The 12962-nt window shown below is 71.1% G+C and carries 10 protein-coding genes and 1 pseudogene; 9 read left to right on the forward strand and 2 right to left on the reverse strand.

The features are described from left to right. Window positions 1-3: 3 nt before the first annotated feature. The 3 genes and pseudogenes from ACYVAK_RS06970 to ACYVAK_RS06980 all read left to right on the forward strand — a co-directional run bounded on the left by ACYVAK_RS06970 (window position 4) and on the right by ACYVAK_RS06980 (window position 4569). Window positions 4-654, forward strand: coding sequence for a histidine phosphatase family protein (locus tag ACYVAK_RS06970; RefSeq protein WP_461059319.1), 651 nt, complete (start codon window positions 4-6; stop codon window positions 652-654). Window positions 655-758: 104 nt separating this feature from the next. Then, window positions 759-3554 (forward strand): hypothetical protein, encoded by a 2796-nt coding sequence (locus ACYVAK_RS06975; protein WP_461059321.1) that lies wholly within the window; start codon window positions 759-761, stop codon window positions 3552-3554. A gap of 139 nt (window positions 3555-3693) precedes the next feature. Next, window positions 3694-4569: pseudogene (locus ACYVAK_RS06980) on the forward strand (MBL fold metallo-hydrolase). Between the two features lie 3 nt (window positions 4570-4572). Here the strand turns inward: ACYVAK_RS06980 and ACYVAK_RS06985 are convergent. Beyond that, window positions 4573-5433, reverse strand: a complete 861-nt coding sequence (locus ACYVAK_RS06985) for an aldo/keto reductase (RefSeq protein WP_461059323.1) — start codon at window positions 5431-5433, stop codon at window positions 4573-4575. Window positions 5434-5497: 64 nt separating this feature from the next. On the opposite strand from ACYVAK_RS06985, the gene folC reads away from it, so the two are divergent. The 5 genes from folC (at window position 5498) to ACYVAK_RS07010 (ending at window position 11020) form a co-directional block, all read left to right on the forward strand. Next, window positions 5498-6748: a bifunctional tetrahydrofolate synthase/dihydrofolate synthase gene (gene folC, locus ACYVAK_RS06990; protein WP_461059325.1), complete on the forward strand. Its 1251-nt coding sequence runs from the start codon at window positions 5498-5500 to the stop codon at window positions 6746-6748. Window positions 6749-6825: 77 nt separating this feature from the next. Beyond that, window positions 6826-7872, forward strand: coding sequence for an SPOR domain-containing protein (locus ACYVAK_RS06995; protein WP_461059326.1), 1047 nt, complete (start codon window positions 6826-6828; stop codon window positions 7870-7872). Beyond that, on the forward strand, window positions 7869-8708 hold the full coding sequence (locus ACYVAK_RS07000) for a CvpA family protein (RefSeq protein WP_461059328.1): 840 nt from the start codon (window positions 7869-7871) through the stop codon (window positions 8706-8708). Before ACYVAK_RS06995 ends, ACYVAK_RS07000 begins: the two co-directional genes overlap by 4 nt. Further along, window positions 8709-10172, forward strand: a complete 1464-nt coding sequence (gene purF / locus ACYVAK_RS07005) for an amidophosphoribosyltransferase (protein WP_461059330.1) — start codon at window positions 8709-8711, stop codon at window positions 10170-10172. It begins immediately after the preceding gene. A gap of 32 nt (window positions 10173-10204) precedes the next feature. Continuing rightward, on the forward strand, window positions 10205-11020 hold the full coding sequence (locus tag ACYVAK_RS07010; protein WP_461059332.1) for a ferritin-like domain-containing protein: 816 nt from the start codon (window positions 10205-10207) through the stop codon (window positions 11018-11020). 6 nt (window positions 11021-11026) lie between these two features. Here ACYVAK_RS07010 and ACYVAK_RS07015 read toward each other — a convergent pair whose 3' ends face one another. Beyond that, on the reverse strand, window positions 11027-11812 hold the full coding sequence (locus ACYVAK_RS07015; protein WP_461059334.1) for a hypothetical protein: 786 nt from the start codon (window positions 11810-11812) through the stop codon (window positions 11027-11029). Window positions 11813-11870: 58 nt separating this feature from the next. Between ACYVAK_RS07015 and ACYVAK_RS07020 the strand changes: the two genes are divergently transcribed. Then, window positions 11871-12923: a sulfate ABC transporter substrate-binding protein gene (locus ACYVAK_RS07020; protein WP_461059336.1), complete on the forward strand. Its 1053-nt coding sequence runs from the start codon at window positions 11871-11873 to the stop codon at window positions 12921-12923. Window positions 12924-12962 lie beyond the last annotated feature (39 nt).

The raw sequence follows: 12962 nt of genomic DNA on the forward strand, positions 1-12962 counted from the left end.
GCCATGCGCGTCCTGCTTGCACGCCACGGTGAAACCCCGTGGAACGCCGAAGGCCGCTACCAGGGCCAGATCGACATCCCGCTGTCGCCCGTCGGCGAGAAACAGGCGGCCCTGCTGTCGGAGCGCTTGGCTGATGTCCGCATCACCCGCGCGGTGGCCTCGCCGCTGTCGCGGGCGCGGCGCACGGCGGAAGTGGCGCTCGGTGACGCGCGCGCCGCGATGCTGGGCCTCGATCCGGAGCTGATGGAAATCGCCCACGGCACCTGGGAAGGCAAGCTCGCCAGCGAGATCCGCGCCGAGGACGGCGAGCGGCTGGCCGCGTGGCGCGAGGCCCCGGAGACGGTGCTGATGCCGGGCCCCGGCGGCGAATCGTTGCCGATGGTGCTGGAGCGCGCGTGGCGCGGCTTCGCCCGCGCCTGCGAGGGTCTTGGTGACGACGACACGCTGCTCGTCGTCGCGCACGACGCGGTGAACCGCGTGATCCTCTGCCGCGTGCTGGGCGTCCCGCTGTCGAAAGTCTGGGGCTTCCGCCAGGCGCCGACCACGTTGAACCTGCTCGAAGGCCCCAGCGTCGAGCGGCTCGAGGTGGTGCGGCTGAACGACTGCGCCCACCACACCGCGCTGTTCGGCGAGGCGGTGCATCGAGCGCTTTGAGTTCGACGGGGCGTCCCTTGCGGACGCCCCTCCTTACCGACGGTCAGGTCAACCTTTCGGCCAATGGCACGTTGTCTGACGCCAGTCCTCATCGAATCGATGCCATGGCCGTCGTCAATTCGCCTCAGCTTACAGCCGCGCATCGTGCGCTCGTCGGCGCCGCTTTCGCTCTCTTGATGCTCGCCCTGCTGTCGATGCCCGGCAGCGGGCTTCGGGCGCAGAACCCCTACCCGGCAGGGTTGAGCGACCAGTCGATCACGGTCAACGGCGTGGTGCGCCAGTTCCGGGTGCATGTTCCTGCCGGCCTTACCGCACCGCGGGCCGCGGTCTTCGTGCTGCACGGCGGCGGCGGCGAGGGCCTGGATGTCGCGCTGACCGGCAACCACCCCCTGTCGGTGTTCCGCACCGTGGCCGATCGCGAGGGTTTCGTCGTGGTCTACCCCGGCGGAATGCCGGCTGCCGATGCTTCCGGCAACCCGGGCTGGGTCGATTGCCGCGCCGACAACCTCGTCGCCAGCAACGCCGACGACGTCGGCTTCCTCAACGCCCTCGTGCAGCGCATCGGCACCGAGTACGGCCTCGATAACCGCCGGTTGTTCATGACGGGCGGGTCGAACGGTGCGCAGATGACGCATGCCTTCGCGTTCCACCACGCCGACCGCGTTGGCGCCATCGCCACGGGATCGGGCAGCCTGCCGCTTTCGCCCAAGCCTGGTGCCTGCACCAGCGGCCCCAGCCGCCCATTGCCGATCCTGATCCTGCACGGCGATGCCGACCTGCAGATGCCCTGGCCCGGTGGCTGTGTCGCCAACGTGGGGGGCAACTGCAACCGCGGCCGGGTGATCTCGGCCGAGGCCACGCGCGACCGTTGGTTGCAGATCAACGGCCTGCAGGGCGTGGTGCCGACGCAGGCCACGGTCGAGGTTGATGCCAACGACGGCGGCCCCGCGCAGCGCTTCGACTACGCCGGTGCCACGCCCTTGCAGTGGTGGCGCCTGGAGGGTGCCGGCCACACCTCACCCAGCCGCACCGTGCTGGTGCCGCCCAGCAACGCGCGCGGCATCCAGAGCCGCGATATCGAGTTCGCCGAGATCGTTTGGGCCTTTTTCGCCAACCAGTTGCCGATCAACCTGACGGTGCCGGCGCAGCGCGGCTTCGTCGACGTAACGCTGTCAGGCCTTCGCGCCTTGCCCGGCGTGCAGTTTGCCTCCACGGCGCTCTCGGCACCGGTGATCAGCGATCTTGCGCTGGCACTGGACAGTACGCCGGGGACGCCTTGGGACGGTGGCCGGGCGGGGACGGCCCACATGGCCGGTACGCTGGCCGGTCGTTCGGGCTCGGCGCTGCCCTGGCAGGTGTTCGCCGAGGCCTCGGGTCTGGGTGGGGATGTCGACCTGTACCTTGGCGAAGACCTCAACGGCGATGGCCAGCCCTCGGAGAACGAGGTTCGCTGCACTTCGGCGATGAGCGCGGCGGGCGAGCGCTGCGAGCTCTTGATCACGGTTCCTGCCGGTGGCACGGGCCGGTACTGGGCGATGCTGCACAACCGCGGGGGATTGGCGCAGACGGGTCGCCTGAGCCGCTATGAGGTGCCACTGCTGCCAAGCGACGGCAGCTTGGTCACCACGGCGCCGGGGATTCTTCCAGCCGGCGAGGCCTTCCCGCTGCGGGTGCAGTGGGACGACCCGACGCTGCTCAACGGCGAATCCCGCGTGGGCTATGTGCAGATGCAGTTGTCGGGCACCACGCAGGCGGTGTTTCCGGTAAAGCTCACGCGCAATGCGAACGACAGCAGTGCGCTGGCCCTGGTCAGTGGCGAGGACCGCACGCTCCGTCTGGGCGGAAACGGCAGTCATGAGCAGTTGTTCATCGACGTTCCGGCGGGGGCGACGCAACTGGCGGTGACGACCACGAGCGCATCGAACGTGGACGTGTACCTGGCCCGCGTGCCGGCGCCGGTGGCGGGAAGTGCGGTTCCGTCGATCGGGCTTGCACCGCCGCGGAACCAGGCGCAGGCGAGCGGGACCACGCCGGGCGGCAACGAGAGCGTGACGGTGGCGAGCCCGGCGGCGGGCCGCTGGTACGTCACGCCAGTGAACATGACGGCGTCGTCGGCGACGGTGGTGGTGCGGGCGACGGTGAGTGGCACGGCCCCGACGGTTCGTCCGGGCGGCTACTACAACACCGGCCGGTCCGGGCACGGGCTGTTCCTTTACCCAGCGGGGGGCGAGTGGGCGGGTCTCTGGTACACCTACCTCCAAGACAGCACGCCGACGTGGTACTACCTGCAGGGTCCGGCGCCGGGTGGCAACGGGATCTGGCGGGGTGGGATCTACCGTGGCACCTGGGTGGGTGGCAGCCGCTTCCTGACGGAGGTGGGCGAGGCGACAGCCACGCCGACGGGTGCGGATGCCTTCACCTTCAGCTACACGCTGGACGGGCAAATGGGCAGCGAGGCATTCAGCGTGTTTGGTCGAGGTTGTCCGACGATTGGGGGCTCTCCTGCGGATATCAGCCAGCACTACTTTGATCCTGCCCGGAATGGGGCGGGGTACAGCGCGCAGGTGCTTACGAGCCCGGGCCCGTACGAGTTCTATGCGACGTTCGTGTACGACGCGAAGGGTGTGGCGCGTTTCCTGGTGGCGGAGGGTCCGCCGAGCAGCGCGGGGACAGCGACGATCAATCTTGACCAGTTAACGGGGTTCTGCCCCCTGTGTGAGCGGCTGTCTTCGCCGACACGGACGCGGGCCGGTACGTTGCAACGGACGGTGACGGGAAGCCGACTCGCGGAAATCACAACCAAGGCGGTGTTCTCGAATGGTGTGCTCGGCACCTGGAACGTCTCTGACACTCTAAGCATGCTCGACGGTATGGGCCGCACGCAGGGCTGCGTTCCTTGAGCACCCGAGGGCGCCGCCGCTCGGCGGTGCCTCCGGGATCGCGGATACTGGCGATCCCTTCATCGAACCCGACGCCCACGTGTCCGATTCCCGCACTGACGCCCCGCTGCAGGCCGCCATCGGCATCGTCGAGGCGGCCTTGGCCGACGCCTCGCGCCGCCCGGTGGTCCACACCTGCTTCGACGAGGCCACCTTCACCGCCACGCACGTGGTCGCGGATCCGGTGACCCGGGCCAGTGCGGTCATCGACAGCGTGCTCGACTTCGACGCCGCCTCCGGACGAACGCGCACCACCTCGGTGGAGGCCGTGCGCAGGCATCTCGCCGACGAGGAGCTCGCCCTGCAGTGGGTGCTGGAAACCCACGCGCACGCCGACCACCTCTCCGCCGCGCCGCTGCTGCGCAGTGCCAACGCCCCGTTGGGCATCGGCGCGGGCATCGGCGAGGTGCACGCGGCGTTCGCGCCGGTGTTCGGCGAGGCCATCGCCCCGCCGTCGGACGTGCCGGCCTTCGACCGCTTGTTCGCCGATGGCGAGCGATTCCGCGTGGGGGGCCTCGATGCCATCGTCCTGCGGGTGCCCGGCCACACGCCGGCCTGCATCGCCTACGTGATCGGCGATGCCGTCTTCGTCGGCGACACCCTGTTCATGCCGGACTACGGCACCGCGCGCTGCGATTTCCCCGGTGGCAGCGCCGCCCAGCTCTACCGTTCCATCCAGCGGCTCTTCGGCCTGCCCGCCGAGACGCGGGTGTTCCTCTGCCACGACTACAAGGCGCCGGGCCGCGACGTCTACGCGTGGGAGACCACGATCGGCGCCGAGCGCGCGGGCAACCTCCACGTGCGCGATGGCATCGATGAAGCCAGCTTCGTGGCTCTGCGCACCGCGCGCGACGCCACGCTGCCGGTGCCGAAGCTGATGCTGCCGGCCGTGTAGGTGAACCTGCGCGGCGGCCGCCTCCCGCCGCCGGAGGCCAACGGCGTGGCCTACCTCAAGCTGCCAATCGACGCGGTCTAGCGCTCAGGGCACGGGCCGTCCGCGCGCGGCCTGCCAGACGGCGTACCAAGCGTCGGCGGGCAGGGGGCTTTCGACCGCCCGCACCGCGTCGGCAAGGCGTTCTGGTCGCGTGGTGCCGAGCACGACGCGGGTGCCCGGCAGGCTGGCCACCCAGCGCAGCAGCAGGCTGGCGCGGTCGAGACCGAAGTCGCCGGCGATCGCATCCAGTGCGCGGCCGCGATCATCGTCCGCCAACAGGGCGCCGCCGCCGAGCGGCGACCAGGCCTGCACTTCCGAGCCCGCCGCCCGGCTCGCGGCATGCGTGCCATCGTCCAGCGCCTGCGACGCGGCGGCGCTGAGTTCGATCTGGTGGGCCGACGGTGCGAGGGTGCCGGTGAACAGCGGCAGCGCCGCGGCAGGGAAGTTCGACAGGCCGAAGGCGCCGATGGTGCCGTGCTCGCGTTGCCCGGCGACCCAGCCGGCGACGGCGCCGGCATCCAGACGCGGATCGAAGCGATGCAACATCAGCGTGTCGACCCGCGCCATCCCGAGGTCGCGCAGGGTCGCGGCGAGAGCCGCGTCGAGATGCGCGGGCGACAGGTCGTAGTGCTGCACGCGCCGGGCGTTGCCGGGGCTGTCGGGCATCACGATGCCGACCTTCGCCAGCAGGTGCAGGCGCGGGCGCAGCGACGGGGCGTGGCGGAGGGCGGCGCCCACCAGCGCGTTCGTGGTGTGCCCGCCATAGATGTCGGCAAGGTCCAGCGTGCCGATGCCGAGGTCGAGGGCGGTCGCGAGCAGGTGCGCCAACTCGGCAGGCGCGAGGCGTGCGCCCCAGTCGCCGAAGCGCATCGAGCCGAGGATCAGGGGCGGGGCGGTTGAAGCCATGCGGTTCCGGCGAAGAGGGGAAGGCAGCGGCGATAATGGCCGCCCGCTCCGCTTCCGTGAACCCATGCCGCTTCCCCTCGCCGATTGGCTGGTCCGCATCCAGCAGCAGCACCCGCAGGCCATCGCGATGGGGCTGGACCGCGTCCGCACCGTGGCGCAGGCCCTGGGCCTCGCGCCCAAACCCGCCCCCGTCGTCATCACCGTGGGCGGCACCAACGGCAAGGGCAGCACGGTGGCGTTCCTCGAAAGCATCGCCCGCGCCGCCGGCCTGCGCGTGGGCACCTACACCTCGCCGCATCTGTGGCGCTTCAACGAGCGGATCCGCATCGACGGCACCGAGGCGGCTGATGACGCCATCGTCGGCGCCTTCGAGCGCATCGATGCCGCGCGCGGCGACACGCCGATCACCTACTTCGAGTACGCCACGCTGGCGGCCTTCGACCTGTTCGAACGCGCCGGGCTCGACCTCGCGATCCTCGAAGTGGGCTTGGGCGGCCGGCTCGACGCGACGAACCTCGTCGATGCGGATGTGGCGGTGATCACCACGGTCGATCTCGACCATATGGACTATCTCGGCCCCGACCGCGAGAGCATCGGCGCGGAGAAGGCCGGCATCCTGCGTGCGGGCAAGATCGCCGTGTTCGGAGAGAAAGACCCGCCGAGCAGCGTGCTGCGGCGCGCCTATGCCCTGGGCACCATCGCCATCCGCGGCCACAGCGATTACCTCGTCGACCGCCTCGAGGACCACTGGGTCTGGCGCGAGCCGGGCTTCCAGCTCGCCCTGCCGTATCCGTCGCTGGCCGCGCCGGTGCAGGTCGACAACGCTGCCGCCGCGGTCGCCGCCCTGCGCGCATCGCCGCTGGCGATCCCCGACGCGGCCTTCGCCCAGGGCGCGGCCGAGGCCCGCGTGCCAGGCCGCCTGCAGCGCATCGGCGCGTCGCCCGAGGTCGTCGTGGACGTCGCCCACAACCCGCAGGGCGCGCGCCAGCTCGCCGTTTGGTTGGCCGCGAACCCCAAGCCGACGCTCGCGGTGTTTTCGGCGCTCGGCGACAAGGACATCGAAGGCGTGGTGGGCGCGCTGGCGCCGGCCATCCTCGCTTGGCACCTCGGACCGATCACCGACGCCGGTCCGCGGGGGCTGCCGGTCGAGGCGCTCGAGGCTCGCGTTCGAGCGGGCGGCGCGACGGTGGTGCAGGCCCATGCCCGCCTCGACGCGGCGCTTGCTGCCGCGCGGGTGGCGGCGGGCGAGGGCGGGCGGGTGCTGGTGTTCGGGAGTTTCCACACCGTCGCCGCCGTGGCCGGTCCTCCCGCCTGAACCCTCCCCGGCGGTCCGGCTGGGGCAGGGGAGGGGGGAGCGCCTATAATTCGGCGTCCCCTCCGTTCGGAACCTCGATGGACGTCAAGGTCAAGCAGCGCCTCATCGGTGCGCTGGTGCTCGGTGCACTGGCGGTGATTTTCGTCCCGATGATCGTCATCGGCCCCGAATCGAAGGGCGCCGCCGACGCGGCCGAAGTGCCGATCACCGTTCCCGACGCGCCCGGAGGCGATTTCGTCACCCGTGAAATCCCGCTGGGCCCCCCGGTTGCGGCGACGGCCCCCGCGGTCGATGGCGTGACCGCCGCCGATCCGGCCGACCCGAATGCCCTCGCCACCGTCGACGCGACGGCGAACGTCGCGCCGCGTGTCGATGCCCTCGAGACGGGGACCGCCACGGCCATCGATGCCGCCACCGGCCTGCCGACGCCGGCCCCGGCGGCGGCGACCGCCCCCGCGCAGGCGACGCCCGCCGCGGCGCCGACGGTCGCGACACCCGCGCCGGCCCCCGCGCCCGCCGCGGTCACGCCGCCGCCCGCCCCTGTCGCTCCGCCTCCCGCGCCGGTGGTCCCCGCGGCCGTGGCCGCGGGCGACTACAGCGTCACGGCGGGAAGCTTCGGCAACCGCGCCAATGCCGATGCGTTGGTCGCACGGCTGAAGTCGTCCGGCCTGCCGGCCTACACCGAAGCCACACAGGTGAACGGGCAGCCCGCGACACGGGTGAAGGTTGGCCCCTTCCCGACGCGCGCCGCCGCGGAGAGTGCGCGCGTGCGCACCGCCGCGATCTCCGGCTCGGCCGCCGTCACCACCGGCGATGCGGCGCCGGCGCCGCAGACCGCGCGCACCGCCCAGCGGCCGGAGGCGGAGGCTCCGCGCGCCACCGTGGGCAGCAGCGGCTTCGCCGTGCAGCTCGGTGCCTTCGCCAGCCAGGGCGATGCACAGGCACTCGTCGCCCGCGCCCGCACGGCCGGTTTCGCGGCCTTCGAGCAGCGCGTGCCCACCGCCAACGGCGCGCTTTGGCGCGTGCGCCTCGGTCCCGCGGCCGACCGGGCCGAAGCGGAGCGCATCCGGTCGGACGCCGCCGCCAAGCTCGGTGTGTCCGGGATCGTCGTTCCGCACCCGTGACCGGCCTCGACACCGCCATCCTCGTCGTCATTGGGCTGTCGGCGCTGCTGGGTGCCATCCGCGGCATGCTGACCGAAGTGCTCTCCCTCCTCGTGTGGGTGGCGGCGCTCTGGCTCACCGTCGCCTTCGGCGATCTCGCGGCGGCCGAATTCACCGGTATCGAAAGCCCGCTGCTCCGCGCGCTGGCGGGCTACGGCGCGACCTTCGTCCTCGTCGTCGTGCTCGGCAATATCGCGATCTGGTTGCTGCGCACGCTCGTTCACGGAGCAGGCCTGTCCGGAACGGACCGCTGGCTGGGCTTCGGCTTCGGTGCGGCGCGCGGCTACGCCATCGTGCTGGCCGTGGTGCTGCTGGTCTCTTTCACCCCATGGTCGCGGGCGACGCTGTGGCGAGAGTCGGCGCTGATGCCCGTCTTCACCGCGCCCGCCGGCTGGATCGTCGCCCAGTTGCCCGACGGTTCCGAACTCGTGGCCTTCGCTGCCCCGGCCTTGAACGCCCTTCCGTCGATGGCCAGCCAGGGCCACGCGGCGATGTCGGACGCCGCCGGCCCCGCTGCGGGGGCGGCAGGGCGGAGCGCGTCCGTCGCCGGCCTCGACATCGTGCACGCCGCCCAGTGGCTGGGCGCGGTGCCGCAGGAAGGCAATCCCATGCTTCGCCAGTGGGCGGCGCAGGCCGGGTTGGGCGCGCCGTCCGGCGCGCCCGCCGCCGGCGATGCCGCGCGGATCGCGCCCGGCACATCGACCAGCGACGACCCCGCGCGCGTGGGCGCTTCGGCGCTCGACGCCCCTTCGGGCGACCCCGCCAACACCCAGCATCCGAACCCGGAGTCCAACTGAATGTGCGGAATCATCGGCATCGTCGGCCGCAGCGACGTGGCGGCACGGCTTTACGACGGCCTGACCGTGCTGCAGCACCGTGGGCAGGACGCCGCCGGCATCGCGACCGTCGACGGTTCGCGTTTCCGACTGCACAAGGGCACCGGCCTTGTCAGCGACGTGTTCGCGAATGACGGCGTGCGCGAGCTCACCGGCCGCATGGGCATCGGCCACTGCCGCTACCCGACCGCCGGCTCGGCCGGCTCGGACGAAGCGCAGCCCTTCTACACCGGCGCGCCATGGGGCATCGCGCTCGCGCACAACGGCAACCTGATCAACACCGAGGCCCTGCGCCGCGAGGTGTTCGAGCAGGACCGCCGCCACGTGAACACCGAGTCCGATTCCGAAGTGCTGATGCACGTGCTCGCGCACGAGCTGGCCGAGCGCGGCGCCCTGACGCCGGCCTCGGCGCTGGCCGCGGTCGGCGCCGTACACCGCCGCTGCAAGGGCGGCTACGCCATCGTCTCGCTGGTCTTGGGCCTCGGCCTCGTCGCTTTCCGCGACCCGAACGGCATCCGTCCGCTGGTGCTCGGCAAGCGCGAGACGCCCGAAGGCGAGGAGTACGCGGTGGCCTCCGAGTCGGTCGCGCTCGACCTGCTGGGCTTCAAGCTGGTGCGCGACGTCAAGCCGGGCGAGGCGATCGTCGTGACGGCCGAAGGCCAGCTGCACGCCGAGGTGGTCGCCGATCCGGGCCGTTTCGCGCCCTGCATCTTCGAGTTCGTCTACTTCGCGCGGCCGGACTCGATGATCGACAACGTTTCGGTGCACAAGGCGCGCATGCGCATGGGCCAGAAGCTCGGCGAGAAGATCCTGCGCCTGCGCCCGGACCACGACATCGACACCGTGATCCCGATCCCCGATTCCTCGCGTGACGCCGCGCTGGAGATCGCCAACGTGATCGGCGTGAAGTACCGCGAGGGCTTCGTCAAGAACCGCTACGTCGGCCGCACCTTCATCATGCCGGGGCAGGAGCTGCGCACGAAGTCGGTGCGCCGCAAGTTGAACCCGATCCCGCTGGAGTTCCGTGACCGCGTGGTGCTGCTCGTCGACGACTCCATCGTGCGCGGCACCACCAGCCAGCAGATCGTGCAGATGGCGCGCGAGGCCGGTGCGAGGAAGGTCTACCTCGCCTCCGCCGCGCCGCCGGTGCGCCACCCCAACATCTACGGGATCGACATGCCGGCCGCCGAGGAACTGGTGGCGCACGGCCGCACCGAGGAAGAGATCCAGCAGCACCTCGGCTGCGACTGGCTGATCTACCAGGACCTGCCGGACCTCGAGACGGCCGTCTCCGGCCCGAAGAACCGCATCGCCAGCTTCGACACCTCGTGCTTCTCCGGTGACTACGTGACTGGCGTGGCCGAGGGCTATTTCGACACGCTGAAGGGCGTGCGCAGCGACGCGGCCAAGGCCGCGCGCGGCTGAGCGGGCGGACGGCGATGGGGCAGGGCAGCGCCATGGCGATCGGCCTGTACGCGGCCGCCGCCGACTGCCTCGCCACCGCCGACCCGCAGGTCAAATGCGCGAAGACGCGCGCCTACGCGGCGGCCTTCTTCGCGGGTGCCTTGCTGCCGGAAGCCGATGCGCCGCCGCCGGAACCCATCCGCTTCCCCGGCCGCCCGGAGCGGCCGCGCCTCGTGCATCCGAAACACCTGCCGAAGCGCGGGCTGGGCAGCGCCGCGGGGCGGGCCGCCTTCCTGCATGCGGTCGCGCACATCGAACTGAATGCGGTGGATCTCGCCTGGGACGCGGTGTACCGCTTCCGCGGGTTTCCCGCCGAATTCACCGCCGACTTCGTCCGCACCGCCGACGATGAGGCGCGGCACTTCGGCCTGCTCGCCGATCGCATGGCCACCCTGGGCCATACCTACGGCGATTTCGACGCCCACAACGGCCTGTGGGAGATGGCCGAGAAGACCGCGCACAGCGCACTGGCGCGCATGGCCCTCGTGCCGCGCGTCCTCGAAGCGCGCGGCCTCGACGTCACGCCGGGGCTGATCGAACGCCTGCGTGACGTCGGCGACGCCGAAAGCATCGCGGTATTGGAAGTGATCCTGCGCGAGGAAGTGGCGCACGTGGCGGCGGGGTCGCGCTGGTTCCGCTGGCTGTGCGAGCGTGACGGCCTGAAGCCGTGGCCGACCTTCGCCGGGCTCGTGCGCGCGCATGCCAGCCGGGCCGTGCAGGGACCCTTCAACTGGGACGCCCGGCGACGGGCGGGCTTCGATGACGAGGAAATCGCGGCGATCGAACGCGGGGAACTCACGCCCGGCTGACCGCGCTCAGGGGGCGATGTCGATCGCCCATGTGTGTGTATCGTCGCCAATGGCCTGCATGCCCTCGGTCTTGAGCCGAAGGCGTTCGCCTTCGAATGCGACGACGTCGATGCGATGCCCCTCGCCAACCGCGCCCAGCAGGTTGATGTTCGTCGTGAAATTCGCCTCATGGATGCCGTAGGCCATCAGGTAGACGTGGCGCAGGGCTTCGGTCGACCGCGAGTCGTCCCTGAATGCCAGCTCGACCTTCGCGAAGGGGAACCACTGCCATCGGCTGTCGTCAGGGGACGGGCGCGACGAGAGCACCATGAACGCCGATTCGCCCTCGATCAGGCGCTTCCTTTCGGCGGGAGCGAGTAGAGCTGGCGAGAGCACAACGTGCAGCGTCTGGTTTTCCGACGACCACCATGCGACGTGATCGACGATCGGCATCGAGGTGGCGTCCTGCGAGACGACGCCCGTCGACGACGCGGCTTCGGCCGGGGGAGCGTCCATCGCGGGTGCGGGGCGGGCCTCGGTCGTCCCCGGCAGCGCGGCGGGATCGACGTTCGCGGTCGATGGACCTTTGCAAGCCGCAAGGGCAAGCGCGAGCACGGTCGCGCCGAGCGTGTGTGACAAAGGAGGGCGCATCGAAAAACTCGCGACAGGCAGGGGCGGGTTGAGGATGACACACCGCGTAGGGGCAATTCCCCGCGCCGTCACCCTTTGCCGCTGGAACGCTTCGCATCGATCCAGGAACCGGGCGCCACCGAAGACGCGGCGGCCGCGGCACGCCTGTTCGCGCCGAGGCATGAGCACATACCGCGCCGGCGTTTCCGCCCGCGGAGCGGCGTGGATTGCAATGTCCGGCATGAGTGCCCGCAACGCCTTCCGCTGTTTTCCGATTCTGGTCCTCGTGTTGGCTGCCGGGCTCCTGTCCGGGTGCGGCCGCGATGCCGCCACCGAGGACGAGCCGGGCGTAAGCCTCGAGCTGCTCAACGTCAGCTACGACCCGACGCGCGAGTTCTATCGGGACGTCAATGCGGCCTTCGCCGCGCAATGGAAAGCCACGACCGGCGAGGACCTGCGCATCCAGACCTCCCACGGGGGGTCGGGCAAGCAGGCGCGCTCCGTCATCGACGGCCTTCGCGCCGACGTGGTGACGTTGGCGCTTTCCGGCGACATCGACGGCATCGCGACGCATTCGGGGGCGTTGCCGGCGGACTGGCAGTCGCGCTTGCCGCACAACAGCTCGCCCTACACTTCGACGATTGTTTTCCTCGTCCGCAAAGGGAACCCGAAGGGCATCAAGGACTGGGGCGATCTCGCCAAGCCCGGCGTGGCGGTGGTGACCCCGAACCCGAAGACCTCCGGCGGCGCACGCTGGAACTACCTCGCCGCATGGGCCTGGGGGCAGCGCGCCTTCGCCAACGATGAGGCCAGGGTCCGCGCCTTCGTCGGTTCGGTGTATCGCAACGCGCCCCTGCTCGACACCGGCGCCCGCGGTTCGACGACCACCTTCGTGCAGCGGCGCCTTGGCGACGTGCTGATCGCGTGGGAGAACGAAGCCCTGCTGGTGCTCGCCCAGCCCGGTGGCGACCAGTACGAGCTCGTGGTGCCCTCGCTCTCCATCCTCGCCGAGCCGCCGGTCGCCCTGGTCGATCGCAACGTCGATGCCCGCGGCACCCGCGCGGTGGCGCAGGCCTACCTCGAGTTCCTGTACACGCCTGCGGCGCAGGCGCTGGCCGCGAAGCACCACTTCCGCCCGTCGCGCCGCGAGGGCATCGATGCGGCGCTGCTTGCCCCGTTCCAGCCGGTGGAGCTCGTCGATATCGCCCACTTCGGTGGCTGGGCGCAGGCGCAGCGCACGCATTTCGCCGAAGGCGGCGTGTTCGACCAGATCTTCCAGCCCGGGGCCCGCTGACGCCGATGAGCGCCGTGATCGAACGCCCACCGCTGGACG

The organism is Silanimonas algicola, from assembly GCF_054777375.1.

Bases quoted from the DNA above. Each gene is read 5' to 3' on its own strand.
- ACYVAK_RS07015 (WP_461059334.1), bottom strand. From the start codon at position 11,812: ATGCCTCGGCGCGAACAGGCGTGCCGCGGCCGCCGCGTCTTCGGTGGC.
- folC (WP_461059325.1), top strand. From the start codon at position 5,498: ATGCCGCTTCCCCTCGCCGATTGGCTGGTCCGCATCCAGCAGCAGCAC.
- ACYVAK_RS07020 (WP_461059336.1), top strand. From the start codon at position 11,871: ATGAGTGCCCGCAACGCCTTCCGCTGTTTTCCGATTCTGGTCCTCGTG.
- ACYVAK_RS06985 (WP_461059323.1), bottom strand. From the start codon at position 5,433: ATGGCTTCAACCGCCCCGCCCCTGATCCTCGGCTCGATGCGCTTCGGC.
- ACYVAK_RS06970 (WP_461059319.1), top strand. From the start codon at position 4: ATGCGCGTCCTGCTTGCACGCCACGGTGAAACCCCGTGGAACGCCGAA.
- ACYVAK_RS07010 (WP_461059332.1), top strand. From the start codon at position 10,205: ATGGCGATCGGCCTGTACGCGGCCGCCGCCGACTGCCTCGCCACCGCC.
- purF (WP_461059330.1), top strand. From the start codon at position 8,709: ATGTGCGGAATCATCGGCATCGTCGGCCGCAGCGACGTGGCGGCACGG.
- ACYVAK_RS06975 (WP_461059321.1), top strand. From the start codon at position 759: ATGGCCGTCGTCAATTCGCCTCAGCTTACAGCCGCGCATCGTGCGCTC.
- ACYVAK_RS06995 (WP_461059326.1), top strand. From the start codon at position 6,826: ATGGACGTCAAGGTCAAGCAGCGCCTCATCGGTGCGCTGGTGCTCGGT.